This window comes from Hanstruepera ponticola (assembly GCF_012931685.1).
In the GTDB taxonomy this organism is placed as follows: Bacteria; Bacteroidota; Bacteroidia; order Flavobacteriales; family Flavobacteriaceae; genus Hanstruepera; species Hanstruepera ponticola.
Genome location: NZ_JABANC010000002.1, coordinates 227,978 through 250,862 on the forward strand (window position 1 = coordinate 227,978; position 22,885 = coordinate 250,862).

The 22,885-nt window shown below is 33.3% G+C and carries 27 protein-coding genes, 1 tRNA gene and 1 pseudogene; 17 read left to right on the forward strand and 12 right to left on the reverse strand.

Going from position 1 to position 22,885, the window contains the following annotated elements:
- Nucleotides 1–2: 2 nt before the first annotated feature.
- Complete coding sequence (locus tag HGK31_RS06895) at nucleotides 3–155, forward strand: hypothetical protein (protein ID WP_162919911.1); 153 nt, start codon at nucleotides 3–5, stop codon at nucleotides 153–155.
- Between the two features lie 71 nt (nucleotides 156–226).
- On the opposite strand, the gene HGK31_RS06900 is transcribed toward HGK31_RS06895, so the two are convergent.
- The 4 genes and pseudogenes from HGK31_RS06900 to HGK31_RS06915 all read right to left on the reverse strand — a co-directional run bounded on the left by HGK31_RS06900 (nucleotide 227) and on the right by HGK31_RS06915 (nucleotide 2,517).
- Nucleotides 227–742 carry a pyridoxamine 5'-phosphate oxidase family protein gene (locus tag HGK31_RS06900; protein ID WP_191859091.1) on the reverse strand — a complete coding sequence of 172 codons (516 nt, stop codon included), beginning with the start codon at nucleotides 740–742 and terminating at the stop codon, nucleotides 227–229.
- Between the two features lie 32 nt (nucleotides 743–774).
- Nucleotides 775–1,092 (reverse strand): four-helix bundle copper-binding protein, encoded by a 318-nt coding sequence (locus HGK31_RS14730; RefSeq protein ID WP_191859092.1) that lies wholly within the window; start codon nucleotides 1,090–1,092, stop codon nucleotides 775–777.
- A 133-nt stretch (nucleotides 1,093–1,225) separates the two neighbouring features.
- A complete protein-coding gene (locus HGK31_RS06910) occupies nucleotides 1,226–2,242 on the reverse strand; it encodes an AI-2E family transporter (RefSeq protein ID WP_191859093.1) in 1,017 nt (338 codons plus the stop codon).
- 35 nt (nucleotides 2,243–2,277) lie between these two features.
- Nucleotides 2,278–2,517: pseudogene (locus HGK31_RS06915) on the reverse strand (DUF7218 family protein).
- A gap of 199 nt (nucleotides 2,518–2,716) precedes the next feature.
- On the opposite strand from HGK31_RS06915, the gene HGK31_RS06920 reads away from it, so the two are divergent.
- Nucleotides 2,717–2,902: a CsbD family protein gene (locus tag HGK31_RS06920; RefSeq protein WP_104734219.1), complete on the forward strand. Its 186-nt coding sequence runs from the start codon at nucleotides 2,717–2,719 to the stop codon at nucleotides 2,900–2,902.
- Nucleotides 2,903–2,949: 47 nt separating this feature from the next.
- Here HGK31_RS06920 and HGK31_RS06925 read toward each other — a convergent pair whose 3' ends face one another.
- From HGK31_RS06925 to HGK31_RS06935, 3 genes are all read right to left on the reverse strand, one after another.
- Complete coding sequence (locus HGK31_RS06925) at nucleotides 2,950–3,846, reverse strand: YihY/virulence factor BrkB family protein (RefSeq protein ID WP_104734220.1); 897 nt, start codon at nucleotides 3,844–3,846, stop codon at nucleotides 2,950–2,952.
- 77 nt (nucleotides 3,847–3,923) lie between these two features.
- Complete coding sequence (locus tag HGK31_RS06930) at nucleotides 3,924–4,454, reverse strand: lipid-binding SYLF domain-containing protein (protein WP_191859094.1); 531 nt, start codon at nucleotides 4,452–4,454, stop codon at nucleotides 3,924–3,926.
- A 124-nt stretch (nucleotides 4,455–4,578) separates the two neighbouring features.
- Nucleotides 4,579–4,818, reverse strand: coding sequence for a DUF7672 family protein (locus HGK31_RS06935; RefSeq protein WP_191859095.1), 240 nt, complete (start codon nucleotides 4,816–4,818; stop codon nucleotides 4,579–4,581).
- Nucleotides 4,819–4,935: 117 nt separating this feature from the next.
- On the opposite strand from HGK31_RS06935, the gene HGK31_RS06940 reads away from it, so the two are divergent.
- Nucleotides 4,936–6,462: a GH3 family domain-containing protein gene (locus tag HGK31_RS06940; protein ID WP_191859096.1), complete on the forward strand. Its 1,527-nt coding sequence runs from the start codon at nucleotides 4,936–4,938 to the stop codon at nucleotides 6,460–6,462.
- On the opposite strand, the gene HGK31_RS06945 is transcribed toward HGK31_RS06940, so the two are convergent.
- Nucleotides 6,453–7,073 carry a hypothetical protein gene (locus tag HGK31_RS06945; protein WP_230401567.1) on the reverse strand — a complete coding sequence of 207 codons (621 nt, stop codon included), beginning with the start codon at nucleotides 7,071–7,073 and terminating at the stop codon, nucleotides 6,453–6,455. The genes HGK31_RS06940 and HGK31_RS06945 overlap by 10 nt on opposite strands.
- A 98-nt stretch (nucleotides 7,074–7,171) precedes the next feature.
- Nucleotides 7,172–7,246, reverse strand: a tRNA-Pro gene (locus HGK31_RS06950).
- Between the two features lie 142 nt (nucleotides 7,247–7,388).
- On the opposite strand from HGK31_RS06950, the gene udk reads away from it, so the two are divergent.
- From udk to HGK31_RS07020, 14 genes are all read left to right on the forward strand, one after another.
- The gene (udk, locus tag HGK31_RS06955) at nucleotides 7,389–7,997 is read left to right on the forward strand and encodes a uridine kinase (protein WP_191859097.1); all 609 of its coding nucleotides are present in this window, start codon (nucleotides 7,389–7,391) and stop codon (nucleotides 7,995–7,997) included.
- Nucleotides 7,998–8,324, forward strand: a complete 327-nt coding sequence (locus HGK31_RS06960; protein WP_104734224.1) for an FtsB family cell division protein — start codon at nucleotides 7,998–8,000, stop codon at nucleotides 8,322–8,324.
- Nucleotides 8,317–9,684 carry a methylmalonyl-CoA mutase subunit beta gene (locus tag HGK31_RS06965; RefSeq protein ID WP_191859098.1) on the forward strand — a complete coding sequence of 456 codons (1,368 nt, stop codon included), beginning with the start codon at nucleotides 8,317–8,319 and terminating at the stop codon, nucleotides 9,682–9,684. Before HGK31_RS06960 ends, HGK31_RS06965 begins: the two co-directional genes overlap by 8 nt.
- 18 nt (nucleotides 9,685–9,702) lie before the next feature.
- On the forward strand, nucleotides 9,703–10,386 hold the full coding sequence (locus tag HGK31_RS06970; RefSeq protein WP_191859099.1) for a hypothetical protein: 684 nt from the start codon (nucleotides 9,703–9,705) through the stop codon (nucleotides 10,384–10,386).
- A 27-nt stretch (nucleotides 10,387–10,413) separates the two neighbouring features.
- Nucleotides 10,414–12,531: a methylmalonyl-CoA mutase gene (gene scpA / locus HGK31_RS06975; protein ID WP_191859100.1), complete on the forward strand. Its 2,118-nt coding sequence runs from the start codon at nucleotides 10,414–10,416 to the stop codon at nucleotides 12,529–12,531.
- Nucleotides 12,532–12,642: 111 nt separating this feature from the next.
- Nucleotides 12,643–13,464 (forward strand): hypothetical protein, encoded by an 822-nt coding sequence (locus HGK31_RS06980; protein WP_191859411.1) that lies wholly within the window; start codon nucleotides 12,643–12,645, stop codon nucleotides 13,462–13,464.
- Nucleotides 13,465–13,490: 26 nt separating this feature from the next.
- On the forward strand, nucleotides 13,491–14,375 hold the full coding sequence (locus tag HGK31_RS06985; protein WP_191859101.1) for an SDR family oxidoreductase: 885 nt from the start codon (nucleotides 13,491–13,493) through the stop codon (nucleotides 14,373–14,375).
- 111 nt (nucleotides 14,376–14,486) lie between these two features.
- On the forward strand, nucleotides 14,487–15,251 hold the full coding sequence (locus HGK31_RS06990) for a ParA family protein (RefSeq protein ID WP_104734230.1): 765 nt from the start codon (nucleotides 14,487–14,489) through the stop codon (nucleotides 15,249–15,251).
- A 2-nt stretch (nucleotides 15,252–15,253) separates the two neighbouring features.
- Nucleotides 15,254–16,159, forward strand: coding sequence for a ParB/RepB/Spo0J family partition protein (locus HGK31_RS06995; RefSeq protein WP_104734231.1), 906 nt, complete (start codon nucleotides 15,254–15,256; stop codon nucleotides 16,157–16,159).
- Nucleotides 16,149–16,745 (forward strand): DUF5683 domain-containing protein, encoded by a 597-nt coding sequence (locus HGK31_RS07000; protein WP_191859102.1) that lies wholly within the window; start codon nucleotides 16,149–16,151, stop codon nucleotides 16,743–16,745. The genes HGK31_RS06995 and HGK31_RS07000 overlap by 11 nt, the downstream gene beginning before the upstream one ends.
- A 3-nt stretch (nucleotides 16,746–16,748) precedes the next feature.
- Nucleotides 16,749–17,450: a 4-hydroxy-tetrahydrodipicolinate reductase gene (dapB, locus tag HGK31_RS07005; RefSeq protein WP_191859103.1), complete on the forward strand. Its 702-nt coding sequence runs from the start codon at nucleotides 16,749–16,751 to the stop codon at nucleotides 17,448–17,450.
- Between the two features lie 64 nt (nucleotides 17,451–17,514).
- Nucleotides 17,515–19,239 (forward strand): signal peptidase I, encoded by a 1,725-nt coding sequence (lepB, locus tag HGK31_RS07010; RefSeq protein ID WP_191859104.1) that lies wholly within the window; start codon nucleotides 17,515–17,517, stop codon nucleotides 19,237–19,239.
- Nucleotides 19,240–19,274: 35 nt separating this feature from the next.
- On the forward strand, nucleotides 19,275–19,904 hold the full coding sequence (locus HGK31_RS07015) for a WbqC family protein (protein ID WP_191859105.1): 630 nt from the start codon (nucleotides 19,275–19,277) through the stop codon (nucleotides 19,902–19,904).
- Nucleotides 19,897–20,205, forward strand: a complete 309-nt coding sequence (locus tag HGK31_RS07020) for a DUF6122 family protein (RefSeq protein ID WP_191859106.1) — start codon at nucleotides 19,897–19,899, stop codon at nucleotides 20,203–20,205. Before HGK31_RS07015 ends, HGK31_RS07020 begins: the two co-directional genes overlap by 8 nt.
- On the opposite strand, the gene HGK31_RS07025 is transcribed toward HGK31_RS07020, so the two are convergent.
- From HGK31_RS07025 to HGK31_RS07035, 3 genes are read right to left on the reverse strand one after another with little or no spacing between them, the layout of a single operon-like run.
- Nucleotides 20,197–21,216 (reverse strand): endonuclease/exonuclease/phosphatase family protein, encoded by a 1,020-nt coding sequence (locus tag HGK31_RS07025; RefSeq protein WP_191859107.1) that lies wholly within the window; start codon nucleotides 21,214–21,216, stop codon nucleotides 20,197–20,199. The two genes, HGK31_RS07020 and HGK31_RS07025, sit on opposite strands and share 9 nt — an antisense overlap.
- Before the next feature lie 2 nt (nucleotides 21,217–21,218).
- Nucleotides 21,219–22,103, reverse strand: a complete 885-nt coding sequence (locus HGK31_RS07030) for a rhomboid family protein (RefSeq protein ID WP_191859108.1) — start codon at nucleotides 22,101–22,103, stop codon at nucleotides 21,219–21,221.
- Nucleotides 22,103–22,879 carry a rhomboid family intramembrane serine protease gene (locus tag HGK31_RS07035; protein ID WP_191859396.1) on the reverse strand — a complete coding sequence of 259 codons (777 nt, stop codon included), beginning with the start codon at nucleotides 22,877–22,879 and terminating at the stop codon, nucleotides 22,103–22,105. The genes HGK31_RS07030 and HGK31_RS07035 overlap by 1 nt, the downstream gene beginning before the upstream one ends.
- Between the last annotated feature and the right edge of the window lie 6 nt (nucleotides 22,880–22,885).

Here is a 22,885-nt window from a genome sequence, read left to right on the forward strand (position 1 = left end):
TTATGCCTTTTATAAAAGATAGTGATTCAGATAGAGAAGATTATTTATTACAAGATGACAAAACAACCATTTTTACTGGAACTTTTGTTATTGTAGCTTTAATAGTATTAGTAATAGCTGTAATAGTTTCAGGATTCTATTTTGAATGGTTTTAAAACCAAATAACATAAAAAATTAAGCCCAACATGTGTTGGGCTTTTCTTTAATATAGCAATTATTTTTAAGGTTAATGGTTGTGAAGATTAACATAACCTTTCTCACTATTAGTTTCGTGAACAAAACCCATGGAATCTTCAGCCATTTCTAAAACGTAAACACGTTTTTGGTCTTGACCATCCCAATAGTAGGCATCCTCCATATTAACACACATAAGAGCCAAATTTTCATCATCCTTACCTCCTTTAAACCAATGACTTAATTCTGGTTTCCATAATTCATTTAGTTTGGTGTTATCTTCTATGTGCGTCGCATTTCCATAAATTGAGATATATCTATTTTTAGCCTCATCAGCATATACAATCTGAACTTTATTATTATAGTCAATATCGTTAAAATGATCGCTTTGTTTTGAAGTAAAGAACCATAACTCTCCTTGTTCATCTATTTGTTGCAAGGTCATAGGACACACAGAAAGTGGTTTTTTATTCAATCCTGTGATTAACATTACCGTTTTTGGTGCATCAATGAGTTCACGCATTTTTTCCAATCCATTTTTGTCTTTTGTATAATCTCTATTTTTCATTTTATATTTTTTTTAATTATTAGTTTCTTTTATTATGCTGCCTGCAATCTACATGCTTCGGCACAAGCTAAACATGAGGCTGCGCACTTTTGGCAGTGTTCATGTTCGTGTTGCTTACATTGTTCGGCACACCATTCACAAATTTCAGCACATAAGAGGCAGTACTCTTTTGTAAACTTACTGTCCATTATCATAAATTTTATGCAGATAGAACAAGCCTCTACACACTGCAAACAACATTCAGGACAATCATTAAAGCTTTCTTTACCTAACATATGGCTTAAACAGTCTTGGCAAGTTGTTAAGCAGTCCTGACAGGCTTTTATGCATGCTTCATAATTACGTATCATAATTTTATTTTTTAATTAATGGTTACAATTAATTAAATACTTTTTTCCAAATATCTTGACCGTAAAAAAATTAATTTTGATGCAAATAGTATTGTCAAATCATGACATACTTTAAAAGCAGTTTAGCTTTTGTTTAGAGATTTCCTTTTGGTTTTGATGCGTATTCCTTTTTATAAATTCTCACAATTATTAAAAACAGACTTACTAGAAGTGGTCCAAAAATTAAACCAATAAATCCGAATAAAGGAATACCAATGATAACACCAATGAGTGTAATTAAAGGGTGAACATTATCTAATTTTTTGAGAATAAATAATCTAATAATATTATCTGTTGCTCCAACTACAACAATTCCATAAATTAAAATAGCCCACGCTTGGAATGCATGACCATTTGATAAGGAGAGTATAAAAACAGGAAAGGTTCCCAGCATGCTACCTACAAATGGAATCATTGACCCTATAGCAACTACTGCAGCCCAAAACAACGGATCATCAATACCAAAAATTAAAAACCCAATTAAGGCTACAAAACCTTGAGCAATGGCAACTAATGGAATTCCCAAAGCGTTGGAACGTACCATTTCTCTAATTTCCTTACCTAATGTTTTTAAATTTTCCGTACTTACTGGCATATACTCATAAAGTGATTCTCGTAACATTTTCCTGTTAGTAAGCATATAGAACAATAAAAAATACATGATTGTAATGGCTAAAAACGCATTGAAAGTACCTCCTGCCAAACTTTGTAAGTTATCTGAAAGCCACGATGAAATAGCCGAAACATCTATTTGCGAGGAAATATCACGACCAATAAACGATTCAATATGATTCAACTCTTTCTTAAAAGCCGTTACAACTTCTTTTGAATTATCAATAGCATAACCAATTTTATTGGTCAGCATCAGAATCACACCTCCTACTGGAATTAAGATGATAATAAATGACATAAACATGAGAAAACCCGACGCAAGATTAACATTCCATCCTTTATTAATTAAAAAAACCAATGGCTTTTTGAGCAAAACATATAGCGTTATGGCTCCCAGAACACCTGAAAAATATGGTAACATTTCCTTGAAAATTAATGTGCCCATTAAAACAATTGTTAAGAGCACAAAAATTTGTCTGATGGTTTTAGCTTCAATCATAAATTAATATGTAATTATTTATAAAAATACACTTTTTAATTATTCCTTAATGCTTGTATTAATTCAGATTTAGACATTTTTGATCTACCTTCAATACCAATCTCTTTAGCTTTGTTGTACAACTCCTCTTTTGTACGATCTTCATAGGCTGAAGCCTTACCTCCTTTTTCACTTGAATTGGGTGTATTAGCAATTCTAGCAGCTTTTTGCTAACTATATCCTTTATCTTTAAGAGCTTCATACTGTTCTTCATTTTTCACACTGGGAATGTCCATGATATTAATATTTTTAATTCACTTACAAAGATTAGCTTCCTTTAGATAATTATTTAGCACATTTACTATAAAACTTAACGCCTTTAATAGCTTATTAATGGTTATAGTCAAGGATTTATTGGTTTGCGATAATTTAACAAGTCACCTTGAGTTAATTTTACAGTAACGAAAATGAAGTATTAATTTAAAACACAATATTATGAATTCTGAAGAATTAAAAGGAAAATGGAATCAAGTCAAAGGAGAATTCAAACAAAAATACGGCAATTTAACCGATGATGACGTAACTTTTGCTGAAGGAAAATTTGATGAAATGCTAGGTAAATTACAAGAGAAAACCGGCAAACAAAAAGAAGCTTTGAGAAAAGAAATAAGTGAGTGGTAATATATTTATTTCACTCATTTAAAACCTCGACAAATGTTGAGGTTTTTTTATGCAATTGTTTTTAAATCTTTTTCAATATTGTAGCCATATGCATTGGCATAAACCCACGTAAACTCTGCACCAAAAAATAGGATTAAACAAGAATACGATACCCATAATAAAATAAGTACAACTGTACCTGCAGCTCCATAAGTTGAACCTGGATCGGCTTCTCCAAAATAAAAACCTAATAATGATTTTCCTAATACAAAAAGAATTGCAGTAATTATGGAACCAACCCATACTGCTTTCCATTTAATTTTAGCATCAGGTAAATATTTAAACATTAAAGCAAATAACACAGTAATAATTCCAACAGACAGTAGTGCATCTAAACCATAAGCAATGTACACCACCAAATCAGGAAACAAACTCTTTATATAAGTCGTCAGTACTGTAATAGCTGTTGTTACTATAAAACTAATAAGTAAAAGAAAACCAATTGCAAGTATAAAAGCAAAACTTCTCAAGCGCCTTATAAACATTTTTAAAATACTTAAATCATCTTTTACTTTTACTTCCCATATATGATTTAATGATAGTTGTAAATGATAAAATACACCTGTTGCGCCAAAAATTATAGTACAAATACCCAAAATAGTAGCCATTGTGTTTCTGGTATTATTTTGGGTTTCCGCAAGCATAGTTTGAATAGAATTAGCTGCATCACTTCCTAATGCTCTAGAAATTTCATCAGTCAATTGTCCTTGAACAATTTCAGTACCCCAAACCGAGCCTACCAAATTAATGATAATAATTAGTAAACCTGGCAATGATAAAACTGCATAATATGCTACTATGGCACTTAACCTAAAAGGCTTATCCTTTTCCCACGCTTTGTAAGTTTCAACAAGCAACCTAGGAAGGTGATTAATCTTAAAATGTTTTTCATTAACATCTGACATAAATAGAATTTAAATTTATTAGAAGTAAGAAAAAAGGTCAGCATTAACGCCAACCTTTAGGAATTTTATTTAATGATTTATTTGAAAGCTGTAAAATCAAATTTTTGACCAACTACTGAAATATCAGCCATCAATCCGCCCTTTGTCATAGTGACAACGAGTACGCCATCGCTATAATCTAGGTTTTTAGACTTTCCTTTGTCAAGAACAACTGCAGAAATTTCAGCTGATAACTCATAGTTACCTTCTTTAAAATCAGATAATGCATCATCAGTCTCAAAAAATATAACTTCAATTACAGCTTGACCACCAGCCTGAAGACCAACGCTCAATTTTTTTAAATCAGCCATACCAATCTTCATACCATCTTCATACACTACTCCATTGCCGCTTGCTCCTCCTATAATGAGACCACCTTTTCCAACATTTGGAAAAATGACATAACCAGAAGATGTACTAAAAAATGGGCTAATGTCTGAATTCATTTTAATAAGTTCAGTTTTAGCAGCTTCTGCATCGTTAATTATTTTCTTATCTTTTTCTGTTTGGGATGTTGCTGTCATTGTAATCATTAAGAAAACAGCAAGACATGTTTTTAGAATTTTCATAATTATTTTATTTTTTGGTTTACCCTTAAATAACATGAAATTCAGTTACATATGTAACGCTAATAAAATTTATATTATCGTATTTAATAATTATAAATTCAATAAGACACTCACTATTGAAATACTACATTAGAAGACTATGTACTTTAGAACCAATCCAATATCCAAAACCTAAAATGAATGGATAACCAATAAATAGCCACAAATAATCTACAATACCTAATTTACCAAAAGCGTGTATTCCAAATTCGTTTAATAATTCAATAAAATCATACCAAGATTTTATGCCAATTTTCACAACTAGTGCATTTGCGATAATGGCAATAATGAGAATGCTTACTCCAATTATATATAATTTAAACATACCTTTAATATAATAAAAGTTAATCAATTACATTAAACACTATTTAAAATTGTGATTGAGTTAAATCTTGTAGTAAAAAAGTAACAGTCCTATTGGGATTAAAAATAATTTTGCTTTATGGCAATTATAGGAAACCTAATAAAAGGAGTTATAAACTTAAAAGGAACTTTGGAATCAGATCCTAATCCTGTTGAAGAGCAAAAAAGTGTGCTATCTGATTTATTGAAAAAAGCGAAAGACACTGAATTTGGAAAACATTATCAATTTAAAAACATACTGGCTTCTGATAATATCCAAACTACTTTTTCTACAAGTATTCCCTATCATGACTATAGCAAAATGAATACTGATTGGTGGAACAGACTTCACAACGGTGAATCTAATATTACATGGCCAGGTGATTTAGGTTATTTTGCTTTGAGTTCAGGGACTACTGGTAAAAAAAGTAAGCGTATTCCGGTTACTGATGATATGATTGAAGTTATTAGGCAAGCTGGAATTAAGCAAGTTTTTGCACTCAAGAATTTTGATCTCCCTGCAGATTTTTTTGAGAAAGAAATTATGATGCTAGGTAGCTCAACAGATTTAAATGAAAACGATCAATTTCTTGAAGGAGAAATTAGTGGTATTAGCGCAAGTAACATTCCCAGTTGGTTTAATGGTTATTACAAGCCAGGAGAAGAAATTGCAAAAATTGACGATTGGGATAAGCGCGTTCAACGAATTGCAGAACGTGCGAAAGACTGGGATATTGGTGCGTTGAGTGGCATTCCATCTTGGATTGAACTCATGCTTGAAAAAGTTATTGAACATCATAATCTCGATAACATCCACCAAATATGGCCTAATCTTCAGGTTTTCACTTCTGGCGGTGTTGCCTTTGGACCTTATAAAAAAAGTTTCGAGGCTTTAATGGGAAAACCTGTTACCATTATTGACACTTATTTGGCTTCTGAAGGATTCATTGCATTCCAACAGCGACCAGAAACATCATCAATGAAGTTAATTACGGATAATGGGATTTATTTTGAATTTGTTCCTTTTAAACCTGAATATATCAATCAAGATGGATCTATTGTGGCTGATGCTCCCGCTATTACTTTAGCTGATGTAAAACCCAATCAAGACTATATTCTAATCATAAGTACAGTAAGTGGTGCTTGGCGATATCTCATTGGAGACACCATTGAATTTACTGATATTGAAAACGCTGAAATTAAAATTACTGGTCGAACAAAGTTTTTCTTGAATACCGTTGGATCACAATTATCAGTCAATAAACTTGATAAAGCTGTTCAGTTTTTAGAGGAAGAATTAAATCTAAAAATACCGGAATATACCTTGTCAGCTAAACGCTATGATGACGATTTTTATCACAGTTGGTATTTGGCGTGTGATAAATTGAATATAGACTCTAAAATATTGGCAGAAAAACTAGATAAACATTTGAGTGACGCCAATAAAAACTATAAAGTTGCACGGTCTAAAGCATTGAAAGGTGTTAAAGTTCAAATTGTTTCATCAGACGTTTTTTATGAATGGAGTGGAGCCAATAAAAAGAAAGGCGGTCAAGTAAAAATGGAACGTGTCATGGGTGAAGAAAAATTTGAAGAATGGGAACAGTTTGTCAACAATTACTCATAAGTATTTGAGGCTTTATGTTGTTCTGCAACAATTTCCATTATTTCTTCAGGTGACAAATAATATTTCTTAATACGGTTCTTATAGGTTTCGGATATATCAGCATGATTAAGTATGAAATTTTTAGTTTTTAAAATATAATCTGCCATACCATGATTAACCGCAAAACGATCTGCAGCACGTTCTGCTTCAACTATATGATTTTCTGATAATAAGTATTTCAATCCAAACCAAATCAAATTAATTTTACTACGATTTTGGTAATCCATAATATGCCCTAATTCATGGCCAATCCATCCAATTAAAATATCTGAGGGTATATCACGTGTTGAGAATTGTTTATTAGATATTTTAAAAGTTTCACTTATTAATATCACATAACTTCTATATGATTTCTTCCTAAAAAAACTACCAAACTTTGGTTGGGCTAGCATAGTAGATTTTTTTATATTCTTTTTAAACCGAATTTCAATAGGTATATTTTCCAATTCTGGAAAATGCATGAAAGCGACTTGTGCTTCATTGCTAATAGATTTGGGAATAATATGCTGTGCATTGGTTTGACTCATAGAAACGATTAAAAAACTGATTAGATAGGTTTTGATCTTTATCATAACATTCAATGATAATCGATTTCAAAAATTCTATGTGATTGTTTCAATTAAAAAAGTATCGCAAATAAAAAAGCCCAACAAAATGTTGAGCTTTAAAGTCGGGGTGGCAGGATTCGAACCTGCGACCTCCGCGTCCCAAACGCGGCGCGATAACCGGGCTACGCTACACCCCGAAAATTGGTTATCTTAAAGGACTGCAAATATATAGTTTTTCTACAAAACAAAAATAAAATTCCAATAAAATTAAAAGCTTTGTATCAAAGCCTTTCATTTATTGGTTAAATAACTAAATTTGTGTTTGTAAACTTTTCATGCATGTTAATAATAGGAATTGCTGGTGGAACTGGTTGTGGTAAAACCACAGTTGTCAATCAAATTTTAAATCAATTACCTGAAGGTGAAGTTGGTGTCATATCACAAGACTCCTATTACAAGGACACCTCACATTTGAGCTATGATGAACGTGTAAAAATCAATTTTGACCATCCTAGGTCTATTGATTTTGAACTGCTTGAGGAACACTTAAAAGAGTTAAAAAAAGGCAATGCTGTTGACCAACCTGTTTACTCATTTGTAAAGCACAATCGCACTGGAGACACTATTAAAACCAATCCACGGAAGGTTATGATTGTTGAAGGCATCTTGATTTTAACAAATCCTGAATTACGCAATATGTTTGACATAAAAATATTTGTGCATGCTGATAGTGACGAACGTTTAATAAGACGCTTGAAACGTGACATTTCAGAACGTGGTCGTGATTTGGAAGAAGTTTTAAACCGTTATCAAAACACATTAAAACCGATGCACCAACAGTTTATTGAACCCATGAAAGAATATGCGGACATTATTATTCCAAACAATAAATACAACACGGTTGCTGTTGATATTGTCAAAACCATCATTAATCAACGTTTAGTATAAATGGCAAAATTTAAAAGTAAATACTTGAAGCCATTCAAAAATATTTTTTTATTAATATTTGTTGTGTTTGCTATTTGGATGTTGTTTTTTGATGCAAATTCTTGGTTTATTCATCATGAATTGAATAGTGAAATTGATAAATTAGAGGATGAAAAAGAATACTATAAAAAAGAAATTGAAAAAGACCGTAAAGAAATAAAAGAATTGAGTAATGAGGAGGGTATTGAAAAACTAGCCCGAGAGAAATACTATATGAAGAAAGACAATGAAGAAATCTTTATTATAGAATATGAAGATAGTATTCCAAAAGAAGACAAAAATGACTAAACCATTATTTCAAGAATTTCCAGAAGTTTCATCAAAGCAATGGAAACAAAAAATACAAGCCGATTTAAAAGGTGCTGATTATAATGACACTCTTATTTGGAAAACCATTGAAGGTATTAATGTTAAACCATTTTATCATCAAGATATAGTAGAAGAGCCTTTGGCAATTGACAACTCATTAAACCAGTGGTCAATTTGCCAAACAATTTACGCACACAGCGCCAAAGCCTCTAACCAAAAAGCCATTAATGCCCTAAAAAGAGGTGCTAATGCTATTAAATTTATTATACCTTCCACAGATATTTCATTAAGTGAATTATTACTTGAAATTGATTTAAGCGCTGTAAACGTTTATTTAGAGTGTTTGTTTATAGATCCAGAATACATAAAAAAACACCAAGAATTATTAAGTAAAGATAATATTCAACTTGAGTTAGACATTATTGGCAATCTTTGTAAAACTGGGAATTGGTTTCAAAATTTAAATACCGATCATGATAATCTTTATGACATCGTTTCAATTACAAATGCCTTAACCATAAATTTATCATTATACCAAAACGCAGGTGCCAATATTGTTCAGCAATTAGCCTATAGCCTTTCGCACGTTAATGAATATCTGAACCATTTGGACGCCAAAATAAAACCAAAAGATAAAGCTAGTTTCACATGCTTGTTTAACGTTTCAATTGGTTCAAACTACTTTTTTGAAATTGCCAAACTTCGTGCTTTGAGAGTATTATATAAATCTTTAGCAAGTGAATATGGCTTTAATGAGACTTGTACCATTTTTGCAAAACCAAGTAAACGCAACAAAACAATATATGATTATAACACCAATATGTTGCGCACAACTACGGAATGTATGAGTGCAATTTTAGGAGGGAGTGATGCTATTTGCAATATGCCTTATGATGCCATTTATCACAAAAACAATGAGTTTGGTGAGCGTATTGCCCGCAATCAATTGTTGGTACTAAAACATGAAAGCTATTTTGACAAGGTCAATAATCCTGCTGATGGAGCCTATTATATTGAAGAACTAACGAATCAATTGGCCACAAAAGCTTTAATTCTTTTTAAAGAAATTGAAGCCAAAGGTGGTTTCTTATCTGCTTTAAAAGAAGGTACTATTCAACGAAAAATAAAAGAAAGCGACCAGAAGGAACAAGAACAATTTGAAAATGGAGAGATTACGCTTTTAGGTACAAATAAACATCCTAATCCAAATGACAAAATGGAACATGAACTGGAATTGTATCCTTTTGTAAAAACGAATATTCGTAAAACATTAATTGAACCAATAATAGAAAAAAGACTTTCTGAAAAAATAGAACAACAACGATTACAAACTGAATAAACATTAAATTTAAAAACAATGAAAACATTATTAAAACTTACTGTACTTGTATTATGCTTATCATTTTATGGTTGTAAAAATGAGCCTTCTGCTGCTACTTTTGATGATTATAAGTATGTAGATTCAGAAAATGTTTTAAACTGTAATGACATTGACACCAAATTATATAATGAAGCATTACTGTCTTTTGAAAACGACATTTTAAAAGCATTTAATAGTCGTAATAACGACTTAAGAGTAGCATACACCACATTCTTCAGAACTTTACAAGGTAACCGTGTTCAATTTCAAGACGTCGCTTCACCGCACAGTATGAAAGTATTTGAAGCCTTAAAGGGTCAGCATAACTTATGGAATGATGACAATAGCATTAATTATCGTGCTGATATTTTTAATTGCTTAAGCAGTAATTTCAAAAATCAAAGTTTAGCAACTACTTTTAACGCATTGGTACAAACCAATAGCATGCGATTGGATTTAATAGCTGCGCCTTTACAAAAAGTAATAAAAAATGCTAATAGTGATCGCTATTTAGCTGCGTATATTGCTTTAGACATGTATTATGCAAACTTATTTAACGTAGATCCTACTAAAGTAACTGAAAAACCTGAAACAGATGAAGCTATTCAAACAACGCCTAGTAAGCCTACAATAAACCAAACTCCTGCTAATGACCCACATGCTGGTCATGATCATGACTAGAACTCACTAGCTTATAATATTCTGTAAATGTCAAGAAAAAATATCCAACATATAAAATTAGAAATAGGCAAACAAAACCTAAAATCAAACAGTTCCTTTATCACAGCTGAAGATATCCCTGTTAAATCACGTTATTCTAAAACTGATCTAAAAGGTGTGGAACATTTGAATTTTGTTGCTGGTATTGCACCAAACTTACGTGGTCCATACAGTACTATGTATGTCCGAAGACCTTGGACAATTCGTCAATATGCTGGTTTTTCAACGGCTGAAGAAAGTAATGCTTTTTACAGACGTAATCTAGCAGCCGGACAAAAAGGGCTTTCCGTAGCGTTTGATTTGGCAACACACAGAGGCTACGATTCCGATCATGAACGTGTTGTTGGTGATGTTGGAAAAGCTGGTGTGGCAATCGATTCGGTTGAGGATATGAAAATTCTGTTTGACCAAATCCCACTAGATAAAATGTCAGTTTCTATGACTATGAATGGTGCTGTATTACCCATAATGGCATTCTATATTGTGGCAGCTGAAGAACAAGGTGTCAAGCCGGAGCAACTTGCTGGAACCATTCAAAATGATATTCTCAAAGAATTTATGGTGCGAAATACCTATATCTATCCGCCAACACCTTCTATGAAAATCATTTCGGATATTTTTGAATACACGAGTCAAAACATGCCTAAATTCAACAGTATTAGTATTTCTGGATATCACATGCAGGAAGCTGGTGCTACCTGTGATATTGAATTGGCTTATACCCTAGCCGATGGTTTAGAGTATATTAGAAAAGGACTTGCAGCTGGTATGGACATCGATACCTTTGCGCCTCGTTTGTCTTTCTTTTGGGCTATTGGTATGAATCATTTTATGGAAATTGCTAAAATGCGTGCGGCACGTATGCTTTGGGCAAAATTGGTTAAACAATTCAATCCTAAAAACGAAAAATCCCTAGCATTACGTACTCATTGCCAAACATCTGGTTGGAGTTTAACAGAACAAGACCCGTTTAACAATGTAGCGAGAACCACTATTGAAGCGGCTGCTGCGGCTTTTGGTGGAACGCAAAGTTTACACACCAATGCACTGGATGAGGCCATTGCACTCCCAACAGATTTTTCTGCACGTATTGCCAGAAATACACAAATCTATTTACAAGAAGAAACACATATTACCAAAACGGTTGACCCGTGGGCTGGTAGCTATTATGTTGAGAAACTAACTCACGACATTGCTCAAAAAGCATGGAAACTTATTGAAGAAGTTGAAGATTTAGGTGGTATGACCAAAGCTATTGAAGCTGGTATTCCAAAAATTCGCATTGAAGAAGCGGCTGCTCGTAAACAAGCTCGCATTGATTCTGGTCAAGATATTATTGTGGGTGTTAACCAATATCGATTGGATGAAGAAGATCCTATTACAACGCTAGAAGTTGATAATCAAACGGTTCGTAGTCAGCAAATAGCCAGTTTAAACAAAATTAAAGCAGAGCGTGATGCCAATAAAGTTAATCAGGCATTAGCAAATTTAACCAAAGCAGCGCAAACAGGAGAAGAAAATTTATTAGCTTTAGCTGTTGAAGCGGCTCGTGAACGTGCAACACTAGGTGAAATCAGTGATGCTCTGGAAGCCGAATTTGGGCGTTACAAAGCACAAATCAAATCATTTTCAGGGGTGTATAGCAAAGAAATAAAAGACGACGAATCCTTCAAAAAAGCCAAAGAACTGGCCGATAAGTTTGAAGAACAAGATGGCAGACGACCACGAATTATGATTGCCAAAATGGGACAGGATGGTCATGACCGTGGTGCCAAGGTAGTGGCTACGGGTTATGCTGATGTTGGTTTTGATGTGGATATTGGCCCATTATTTCAAACACCTCAAGAAGCTGCCAAACAAGCTGTAGAAAACGACGTCCATATTTTAGGAGTTTCCTCATTGGCAGCAGGACACAAAACATTGGTACCACAAGTCATTGAAGCGCTCAAGGGCTATGGTCGCGATGATATTATGGTGATTGTAGGTGGCGTAATCCCAAAACAGGATTACCAATATTTATTTGATGCTGGTGCTGTGGCTGTCTTTGGTCCAGGGACTAAAATTAGTGATGCAGCCATTAAAATTTTGGAGATTTTGATTGATTAGTTTGTTTTGATTCTAAATCAAAAATCAACTAACTTCGTTTACAGTAGATATAAATCATTGAAACGGATTCATATCAAATCGTTGTGCTTCATTATGACAAACCGCTAACCAATGATAAAATTCTTTAGAAAAATTAGACAAAAATTACTCTCTGAAAATAAGTTCAGTAAGTATCTTATTTATGCTATAGGAGAAATTATACTTGTTGTTATTGGAATCTTGATTGCTCTTCAAATTAATGTCAATGAACAAAATAAATCAAATCAAAAAAAACTGGATAAATATTTATCATCACTAATTGAAGATTTAAATAAGGATAAATTAAGCCTTTTGAAATGTATTGAATTTGACTCTACAAAAAGTCGGCTATTGAATCAATACATTGGCTCTGGTAGATTAAAATTAAGCAACGAAACATTTAGGTATTCAGCCTTATGGAAAAACTTTATAGTGCATAAATCTACTTACCAGGCAATTCAATCAAGTAACATATTAGAATTAATTGATGAGGTTGAACTACAAAAGGCAATTTCAGAATATTATGCACTTGCTGAACAAGTGAATCAAGAAGAGCTTAATCATCTAAATACTCAAATGTCAAATTACACAAATGAAATAATTAAACGGAAAAGGCTTATGCAGTTTTTCTACAAGAAAAATTCAAATATTGAATTAACAACCGAAGAAGATTTAGTGTTCTACGGATATTTTAGTCATATGAGAGATATTGCCGATTATGAGGTAAGTAATTATAATAAATTGCTCAAAGAAATTGAAAAACTATCTAACTTAATCAATTTGGAAAAAAATAACGAAAGCACAACAATGGCTATAAGTAATTGCTTGTTCTCGCCTACTTCTGAAAATCCTCACGGATTTTCAGTCTGGTGTGTACTTGCAAAGTTTCGTGCTAACCCACGCAACTACTCATAGCCCAAACCGTAAACGAAACTTAAAAAATGAACCACACACAAAAAATGCTTCGAGATGACGCCTTAAAAGGCAAAACTATTATTGTAACTGGTGGAGGTTCTGGTTTAGGCAAGGCCATGACCAAATACTTTTTGGAATTAGGCGCCAATGTAGCTATTACATCCAGAAATTTAGAGAAACTGGAAAACACCTCCAAAGAATTGGAAGCCGAAACTGGTGGCTCGTGCCTACCCTTACAATGCGATGTGCGCCATTACGACCAAGTAGAAGCCATGCGTGATGCCGTGATTGCAAAATTTGGAAAAATTGATGTGTTATTAAACAATGCAGCAGGTAATTTTATTTCTCCCACCGAGCGACTTTCAGCCAACGCTTTTGATACCATTATTGATATTGTATTAAAAGGCACAAAAAACTGCACCTTGGCTATTGGTAAACATTGGATAGACACCAAGCAAACCAATACTGCTGTTTTAAATATCGTGACTACCTACTCATGGACAGGCTCTGCCTACGTTGTGCCAAGTGCTGCAGCCAAAGCTGGCGTACTTGCTATGACTCGTAGCTTGGCGGTTGAATGGGCCAAATATGGTATGCGTTTTAATGCTATTGCTCCTGGACCATTCCCAACCAAAGGTGCTTGGGACCGATTACTTCCTGGCAATTTGAAAGATAAATTTGATATGGCTAAAAAGGTCCCTTTAAATCGCGTTGGTGAACATCAAGAATTGGCTAATCTAGCGGCTTATTTAGTGTCCGATTTTTCAGCATATGTCAATGGCGAAGTTATTACCATTGATGGTGGTGAATGGCTTAAAGGTGCTGGTGAATTTAATCTTTTGGAAGAAATTCCGCAAGAAATGTGGGATCAATTGGAAGAAATGATTCGCAGTAAAAAGCGTAATTCATAACATTTTATACTATAAAAAAACGCCTATAATTATTTAACGTTTGTTAACAACTTACGTTTTCTAAACCCACAAATAATTGTATTTTTACGCGTATTAAAACCAAATCATTTAATGGGTAAAATCATAGCAATTGCTAACCAAAAAGGCGGTGTTGGGAAAACAACCACTTCGGTTAATTTAGCCGCTTCCTTGGGTGTATTAGAAAAAAAAGTCCTACTTATAGATGCAGACCCTCAAGCCAATGCCACATCTGGATTGGGAATTGATGTTGAATCTGTTGAAATTGGCACCTACCAATTATTAGAACACACAAATAATGCTAAAGAAGCCATTATTGATAGTGGTACACCAAATTTAGATATTATACCTGCTCATATAGACCTAGTTGCTATAGAAATTGAACTAGTTGATAAAGATCAGCGCGAATACATGCTCAAAAAAGCATTAGAAGATATTAAGGATGATTATGATTTTATTCTAATTGACTGTGCACCTTCTTTGGGCTTATTGACATTAAATGCCTTAACAGCCTCTGATGCTGTTATTATTCCCATACAATGTGAATATTTTGCTTTAGAAGGTTTAGGTAAATTGTTGAATACCATTAAAAGTGTTCAAAAAATTCACAACCAACAATTGGATATTGAAGGGCTTCTTTTAACCATGTATGATTCGCGTTTACGATTATCTAATCAAGTTGTTGAAGAAGTACAAAAACATTTTAATGATATGGTTTTTCAAACAATCATTCAAAGAAATGTACGTTTAAGTGAAGCACCTAGTTATGGTGAAAGCATCATTAATTACGATGCCAGTAGTAAAGGTGCCAACAATTATTTAAGTTTAGCCAAAGAAATTATCAATAAAAACTCCTAGTTATGGCGAAGGCAACCAAGAAACAAGCTTTAGGTAGAGGATTATCGGCATTACTGAAAGATCCTTCAAATGATATTGCTTCAGCCAAAGATAAAAACGCAGACAAAGTCATAGGAAATATAGTTGAATTGGATGTCAACGCTATTGAAATAAATCCGTTTCAACCACGTACCAACTTCAATGAAGAATCACTTCGTGAATTAGCGTCTTCTATTAAAGAACTAGGCGTTATTCAGCCTATTACGGTTAGAAAATTAAATTTCAATAAATACCAATTGGTTTCTGGTGAACGTCGCTTTAGAGCATCAAAATCTATTGGTCTGGAAACTATTCCAGCTTACATTCGCATTGCCAACGACCAGGAATCGCTTGAAATGGCCTTGGTTGAGAACATTCAACGTCAGGATTTAGACCCTATAGAAATTGCGCTTTCTTATCAACGTTTAATTGATGAAATTAATCTTACACAGGAGCAAATGAGCGAACGCGTTGGTAAAAAACGTTCGACTATTGCCAATTATTTGAGATTATTAAAACTGGATCCCATTATTCAAACAGGCATGCGTGATGGTTTTATAAGCATGGGACACGGTCGAGCTATTATCAATATTGACGACCAAAGTTTGCAATTGGATATCTATGAACAAATTATCACGAATAAATTATCTGTTCGTGAAACGGAAGCTTTGGTAAGAAATTTTCAATCAGACAAGCCTTCAAAAACCTCACAAAAACAAAAACCTGAACTTCCTAAATACATCAAAAAAGGTGTTAAGGATTTTTCTGACTATTTTGGTCATAAAATTGATGTGAAAGTTTCAAAAAATGGCAAAGGCAATATTAGCATTCCTTTTCATTCCGAAGAAGATTTCAATAGAATAATTAAATTGATTAAGCGTGCTAAATAAATTCTCAATAGCGCTTTTATTAATTTTTGGCTTTGTTACCACATCTTTTGCCCAAGAGGATGATGAAAAGGAAGACAAAAAAGCATTAACTGAAACTGAAAAGCTGAATGTTGAAGCAAAAACAGTCATCAGTGACCCTATAGATCCGCTGTCACCTGCACGTGCTGCATTTTATTCTGCTGTATTACCTGGGTTAGGGCAAGCTTACAATAAAAAATATTGGAAAATACCCATTGTTTATGCTGGATTGGGAATTGGTATGTATTTTTATTTGGATAATGATAAAGAATATAATCGCTACCGAGATGCTTATAAACGACGATTAGCCGGTTTTGAGGATGACGAATTTTTCGGAACCGTAACAGATGATGGTTTACGCGAGGCTCAAAAAACCCTTCGCCGAAATAAAGAAATTTCACTTTTAGTAACCATTGGTATTTATGCCTTAAATATCATAGATGCCAACGTTGACGCACATTTACTTCAATATAATGTTGATGAAAATTTATCCTTTAAGCCCCATTATAAAATCAATGAATTTGATAACACTGGTGATTTAGGTTTAACCGTAAATTTTAAATTTTAGTTTATGAAAATTGCATTACTAGGATATGGGAAAATGGGCAAAATCATTGAGCAAGTAGCCATAAATAGAGGTCATGAAATAGTCATAAAAACGTCAGAAGAAGATGGCTACGACATTACTGATGCCGATATTGCTATTGATTTTAGCGTTCCAACTGCAGCTTTTTTTAATATAGTAAACTGTTTTAAGCATCAAATTCCCGTAATTTCAGGAACTACTGGTTGGTTGCATAATTATGATAAAGCTATTGAAATTTGTAAAGATGAAAATGGCGCTTTTATTTATGCATCTAATTTTAGTCTGGGTGTCAACATATTTTTTGAATTGAATAGTCATTTGGCCAAACTTATGAATGGTCTGGAACAATATCATGTTTCCATGGAAGAAATTCATCACACTCAAAAGCTTGATGCTCCAAGTGGCACAGCCATTACCCTTGCAGAATCGATAATTAACAAACAAGGACGATATAGTAATTGGTCACTTGATGAAAACAGAGAAGATGCTCTTTCTATAAAAGCCAAGCGCATTGACAATATACCTGGAACGCATATTGTTAATTATAAGAGCGAGACTGATAGTATTAAAATTGAACACGAAGCACACAATCGTGAAGGCTTTGCATTGGGAGCAGTTATTGCTGCTGAATGGCTTTTGGGCAAGACTGGTGTTTATACCATGAAAGATGTGTTAAATATTGGTTAAGATAGAATCTTGTGGTAACGAATTAGAATTTTGAACCACTAATTAAGACAGAAAAAAATAAGATATGACACTTACGCAATTATTTTTTGTATTTCTAGTAATTCAACTTATACACGGATTAGGAACGTGGAAATTATACGTTAAAGCTTGCAGACAAGCCTGGGAAGCATTTGTTCCTGTTTACAATGCTGTGATTTTAATGAAAATAATTAACAGACCTTGGTATTGGGTTATTTTATTATTTCTTCCCATAGTTAACCTTATTATGTTTCCTGTAGTTTGGGTTGAAACGGCTAGAAGCTTTGGCAAAAATTCATCTTTAGATACTTTTTTAGCCATTATCTCTTTTGGTTTTTATAATTACTACCTTAATTATGCACTTGATTTAGATTACAAAGAAGATAGAGACTTACATCCTAAAACTGGTTTAGGTGATTGGGTAAGTTCTATATTATTTGCTATTGTAGCCGCTACTATTGTTCACACCTATTTTATTCAACCTTACACCATTCCAACCTCTTCCTTAGAAAAATCTTTACTCGTTGGCGATTTCTTATTTGTGAGCAAGTTTCACTATGGTGCTCGAGTACCAATGACAACGGTTGCAGCTCCTATGGTTCATGATACCATTCCAGTCCTTAAAAAGAAATCGTATTTATACAATGACAATGATAAAGATGCTTTTGTAAATAAGCTGTCTCTTCCCTATTTAAGAATTCCTGGGTTTCAAAATATAAAGCACAATGATATTGTGGTTTTCAACTGGCCTGCAGATTCATCATATAGCATGGCTGTAAACAATCCAGATAGAAAATATTTAAAGCCTATTGACAAAAAAACCAACTATGTAAAACGTTGTGTTGGATTGCCAGGTGACTCTCTAGAAATAAAGGATGGTTTCGTTTATATTAATGGTAAACAGAATGTATTACCAGATAGAGCCAAATTACAGTTCTTCCATACTGTTGAGACAAAATCAGATATCAGCCAGAATTTTTTAGATAAATATGGTATAACTGAATACACGCGTGTTTATATGTTACCAACTAATGTTTGGAATGACTCACGTGTTCAAGATTTTTTAAATACCAACAATACACATTTAGATGTTGTACATAAGGACAGCACAAATGTGCATTTAGTTGGGCAAATGAGTCAGACTGCGTTTGATAGGCTGAAATTCAATTTTGTAGGTAATAAAATAAGTGCCAACGCTACTTTAGAATTGGCAAATACTATAAAAAATGACCCGAATGTTATATCGGTTGTAAAAAACAATTCTAAAACAAGAGATAGTGGTATTTTCCCTCATAATGCCAATTACGATTGGAACAATGATAATTTCGGTCCGTTATATATCCCTAAAGCTGGCGCAACCATTGATCTTAATTTAGAGGTTTTACCGCTTTATGAACGTATTATTACTGATTATGAAAACAACACAGTTCAAGTAAAAGGTAACCAGGTTTTTGTGAATGGTGAATTAGCCTCCAACTATACCTTTAAAAAAGATTATTACTGGATGATGGGAGACAATCGCCATAACTCATTAGATGCACGATCTTGGGGTTTTACGCCTTTTGACCATGTTGTTGGGAAACCTGTATTTATTTGGATGAGCTGGAACAGCAACGGAAACGGCATTAAAGAAAAAATACGTTGGGAACGTTTGTTTACGACTGTTAATGGTAGTGGCAAACCGATATCTTTCTTTATTCCATTTTTAGTCCTGTTGGCTATTTGGTTTGGTTTTAATCAATTTCGCAAGCGTAAAAAAGCAAAATCTTAATCAATTTCATCCTGTGTTAAATTGGAAATATGGCTATGAGTAATATATTGATTCATTCTACATATTTTCCTAACATAGCTCATTTTGTGGCAATGCTTCAGGCTGATTCCATAACCATTGAATGGGATGATAATTTCCAAAAGCAAACCTATAGAAATCGTTGTTATGTTTATGGCGCTAATGGCAAGCTGTCACTTAATGTTCCAGTAATTCATACGCAAAAGCAACGTCAAAAATACCGAAATGTCAAGATTCAGAATACTGAAAACTGGCAACGAAATCACTGGAAATCTTTGGAGTCTGCGTATAGAACGTCGCCTTTCTTTGAGTTTTACGAAGATGATTTAAAATTCCTATTTGAAACGCCATTTGAAAACTTATATGATTTCAACACACTTTGTTTTAATACCATTTGCACGTGTTTACAATTGGATTTACCAGTAGAGAAATCGTTAGAATATATACATCAACCACCAGATAAAGTTGATTATCGACAACTCGTTAATGCCAAGCGCGAAAAACCGTTTGGCTTTGAAAAATACGTACAGGTGTTTAGTGAAAAACACGGATTTATTGAAAATTTAAGTATTCTGGATTTATTGTTCAATGAAGGTCCAAATGCTATTTCTTATCTAGAATCACAAAGTCTAAATTGCCATGATTAGAACTACATGGCATTATGGTATTCATTTTATTCTGCCTTTGCTCGTTGCTCTTTTTATTTATCCTAAACAATGGAAAAAAGTATATATAATTATGCTAGCATGCATGCTCATTGATTTAGATCATCTGCTTGCTAGTCCAATTTTTGATTCAAACAGATGCAGCATCAATTTTCATCCGTTGCATACTTATTATGCTATAGTTGCTTATTTTATTTTAATAATACCTAGACGTACTAGAATAATTGGCTTGGGATTGATTATTCACATACTAGCAGATTATGTGGATTGCTGGTTAATGTAATTTAAAACGAGCCATTATTGGATAGTGGTCAGACAACTTATTGTCGTAGGTCTTAAAACTGGTGATTTCAATTTCTGGGTCAGAAAAAATGTAATCTATCCGTACAGGAAAAAACTTAAACTCATAGGTTCTACCAAATCCATTTCCAGCTTCCTTAAAAGCATCGTTTAAATCACCTCGTACTTCTTTATACACGTAAGAGAAAGCCGTATTATTAAAATCACCACAGATTATCATTTTGTAAGGACATTGGTTCTTGTGTTTCAAAAATAATTCTGTTTGTTCTTGTTGCATTTCAAATGTTTTCTCAACACGTTTTAAAAGGCGTTCAGAATCCTCTTGCTTCAATTCGGCATTGGCATCAATCTTCATAGATTGTAAGTGGATATTATAAATTCGCAAAGTATCTGAAGCCTTTACAATGTCAACAAAAATAGCATTGTTGGAAGTGTTTGGGAATTCTATAGAACCTGAATTGACAATAGGATACTGTGAAAAAATAGCCTGTCCGTTCTTTACTTTATTACCTGAAAGTTTTTCAAATTTATACTTGAAAAATGATAAATCAATATTTTTGTGAGGATGGTATTCTTGGATACTTAAAACATCAGGTGCTTTTAACTTAATGAAATCAACAATAGTATTTTCGACATGCTTTTCAGGTATCCAATCATATAGGTTAAATAACCTAACGTTAAAATTCATCACATCAAGTTTATCATCATGCGATACAAATTCATTAGAAGAAAACTTGTAAAGCGAACCAAAACTAAAGTAACCAATAGCTAAAACTGTCAGTGGTAAAATCAATTGTTTCTTCAGCTTAATTAACCAATATAACAGAAATAAAACATTAACAAGTATTAAAAACGGAACGCCTAAACTTAACACAGATAAGAGTGCAAATGATTTTGGTGGCACATAAGTAAGTGCGTATGAAAGCAACAGCATAAAAGCTAATAGACCATTAATTAGGTAGATTATTTTGTCTATTAACTTTAGGTTTTTCATGATTATTTTCCTGCCTTAAACAAAAACTCCTTTTCCTCTTTTGTCAGACTGTCGTAGCCACTCTTACTAATTTTATCAAGTATGAGGTCTATTTTTTTCTGTTTATTAAACTCATTAAATTCTGCTTTAGTATAACCAGCCACTTTACCTGACTTCTTTTTATGAACTGTTTTTAAGGGAGATTTGCCACTTGATTTAAATAGACTAGCAATACGATCCATCATTTTTTCAAACCCCTTACCAATATCGTTCCCTTTTACAAGTTGCTTGGCATAAACATATCCTAGAGCTGCACCTCCCAAATGGGCAAGGTTTCCACCAGCATTCCCATAAATAGGATCGCTGATACCAGCTACAACGCCCAAAACATCAAAAACCACAATCACAGCACCAATATACCATAGCTTAATGTTGAAGGTAAAAAAACGTACCTCCATTGTAGGCATATAGGCACAAAGAAAAATCAACAACGCTCTAATAGCTGCTGATGCTCCAACCAATCTTGGACTGGTTTGAAAAATATTAGGAAATAAATTATAACCCAGTAAAAACAAGAGACCTCCAAAAATAGCCCCTAGAAAATAGACATTCAAGCCCATTTTAATACTGAACATATTAGAAAACATCCCTCCAATAAAGTATAACCAAACCATATTGAATAGAAAGTGCCAAAAGTCATAGTGAATAAAAGCATAGGTAATAATACTCCATGGTTTTAAAATGAAATCATTGAAATCACTAGGTAGTTCAAACCATTCAAATCCAAAATGGAAAATATTTTTCAATAACAAACCAATGACAAATAGAGCAAAGTTGATTACTATAAGTTTTTCAAAAACATTAAGTCGTTGCAGTTTATCTTTGATATCGTAGTTCAAACTTGTCATTACCTATCCCAACGGTTTTTATTAAACTGTGTCTTTTTCCAATACAACATGATTAAGAATCCTGTTAAAGCACCTCCTAAATGTGCTACATAAGCTGTATTACTTGGACTAAAAAATGACTGACCAGTTATGGCAGAAATTAAATCTAAAGCAATAATTCCTGGTATAAAATATTTGGCTTTAATGGGAACTGGTAAGAATATAAGCATCAGTTTAGATTCAGGATACATCATACCAAATGCAACTAGCACACCCATTATAGCTCCAGATGCACCAACCATTGTACCATTAAAGACAGTAATAAAAGTTTTTAATTTATCTTCAGTCAGAAATTCAGACCACCTTGTATCGTACATAGCATAGCCAGACTTTAGTGTTTCTAATGTCTGTGTTTGATCAAAACCTGCTGCATTTAAAATATTTAATCCTGAATAAAATTGAAAAAAGTAGTATCCAATCATAAGCAAAGCTGCTCCCAATCCAGATGAAATATAGAAAAACAAAAACTTTTTACTTCCAAAACGTTGCTCTACAGCAGTCCCAAACATCCAAAGTGCAAACATATTAAAGAAAATATGCATAAAACCGCCATGCATGAACATATGTGTGATGATTTGCCAAGGCTTAAAAGCAGGGTTTTTAGGAAAATGTAATGCAAACCAATCATAGAAAACCGTATTTTCACCAAAAGCAGCGCCTCCTATTGCAAGCGTACCAATGAACATAATCACATTGATGATTATTAAGTGTTTGACGGTATCAGTAATATTATTCAACATATG

What these genes read in the sequence shown, in the direction of transcription:
- HGK31_RS07030 (WP_191859108.1), bottom strand. Translation starts at nt 22,103, where the DNA reads ATGACAAGTTTGAACTACGATATCAAAGATAAACTGCAACGACTTAAT.
- HGK31_RS06910 (WP_191859093.1), bottom strand. Translation starts at nt 2,242, where the DNA reads ATGATTGAAGCTAAAACCATCAGACAAATTTTTGTGCTCTTAACAATT.
- HGK31_RS14730 (WP_191859092.1), bottom strand. Translation starts at nt 1,092, where the DNA reads ATGATACGTAATTATGAAGCATGCATAAAAGCCTGTCAGGACTGCTTA.
- HGK31_RS06960 (WP_104734224.1), top strand. Translation starts at nt 7,998, where the DNA reads ATGGCAAAATTTAAAAGTAAATACTTGAAGCCATTCAAAAATATTTTT.
- HGK31_RS07015 (WP_191859105.1), top strand. Translation starts at nt 19,275, where the DNA reads ATGAGTAATATATTGATTCATTCTACATATTTTCCTAACATAGCTCAT.
- HGK31_RS06920 (WP_104734219.1), top strand. Translation starts at nt 2,717, where the DNA reads ATGAATTCTGAAGAATTAAAAGGAAAATGGAATCAAGTCAAAGGAGAA.
- HGK31_RS07020 (WP_191859106.1), top strand. Translation starts at nt 19,897, where the DNA reads ATGATTAGAACTACATGGCATTATGGTATTCATTTTATTCTGCCTTTG.
- HGK31_RS06940 (WP_191859096.1), top strand. Translation starts at nt 4,936, where the DNA reads ATGGCAATTATAGGAAACCTAATAAAAGGAGTTATAAACTTAAAAGGA.
- HGK31_RS06945 (WP_230401567.1), bottom strand. Translation starts at nt 7,073, where the DNA reads ATGATAAAGATCAAAACCTATCTAATCAGTTTTTTAATCGTTTCTATG.
- scpA (WP_191859100.1), top strand. Translation starts at nt 10,414, where the DNA reads ATGTCAAGAAAAAATATCCAACATATAAAATTAGAAATAGGCAAACAA.
- HGK31_RS06985 (WP_191859101.1), top strand. Translation starts at nt 13,491, where the DNA reads ATGAACCACACACAAAAAATGCTTCGAGATGACGCCTTAAAAGGCAAA.
- HGK31_RS06980 (WP_191859411.1), top strand. Translation starts at nt 12,643, where the DNA reads ATGATAAAATTCTTTAGAAAAATTAGACAAAAATTACTCTCTGAAAAT.
- HGK31_RS06925 (WP_104734220.1), bottom strand. Translation starts at nt 3,846, where the DNA reads ATGTCAGATGTTAATGAAAAACATTTTAAGATTAATCACCTTCCTAGG.
- HGK31_RS06935 (WP_191859095.1), bottom strand. Translation starts at nt 4,818, where the DNA reads ATGTTTAAATTATATATAATTGGAGTAAGCATTCTCATTATTGCCATT.
- HGK31_RS06900 (WP_191859091.1), bottom strand. Translation starts at nt 742, where the DNA reads ATGAAAAATAGAGATTATACAAAAGACAAAAATGGATTGGAAAAAATG.
- HGK31_RS06895 (WP_162919911.1), top strand. Translation starts at nt 3, where the DNA reads ATGCCTTTTATAAAAGATAGTGATTCAGATAGAGAAGATTATTTATTA.
- HGK31_RS06930 (WP_191859094.1), bottom strand. Translation starts at nt 4,454, where the DNA reads ATGAAAATTCTAAAAACATGTCTTGCTGTTTTCTTAATGATTACAATG.
- HGK31_RS06995 (WP_104734231.1), top strand. Translation starts at nt 15,254, where the DNA reads ATGGCGAAGGCAACCAAGAAACAAGCTTTAGGTAGAGGATTATCGGCA.
- dapB (WP_191859103.1), top strand. Translation starts at nt 16,749, where the DNA reads ATGAAAATTGCATTACTAGGATATGGGAAAATGGGCAAAATCATTGAG.
- HGK31_RS06965 (WP_191859098.1), top strand. Translation starts at nt 8,317, where the DNA reads ATGACTAAACCATTATTTCAAGAATTTCCAGAAGTTTCATCAAAGCAA.
- HGK31_RS06970 (WP_191859099.1), top strand. Translation starts at nt 9,703, where the DNA reads ATGAAAACATTATTAAAACTTACTGTACTTGTATTATGCTTATCATTT.
- udk (WP_191859097.1), top strand. Translation starts at nt 7,389, where the DNA reads ATGTTAATAATAGGAATTGCTGGTGGAACTGGTTGTGGTAAAACCACA.
- lepB (WP_191859104.1), top strand. Translation starts at nt 17,515, where the DNA reads ATGACACTTACGCAATTATTTTTTGTATTTCTAGTAATTCAACTTATA.
- HGK31_RS07025 (WP_191859107.1), bottom strand. Translation starts at nt 21,216, where the DNA reads ATGAAAAACCTAAAGTTAATAGACAAAATAATCTACCTAATTAATGGT.
- HGK31_RS06990 (WP_104734230.1), top strand. Translation starts at nt 14,487, where the DNA reads ATGGGTAAAATCATAGCAATTGCTAACCAAAAAGGCGGTGTTGGGAAA.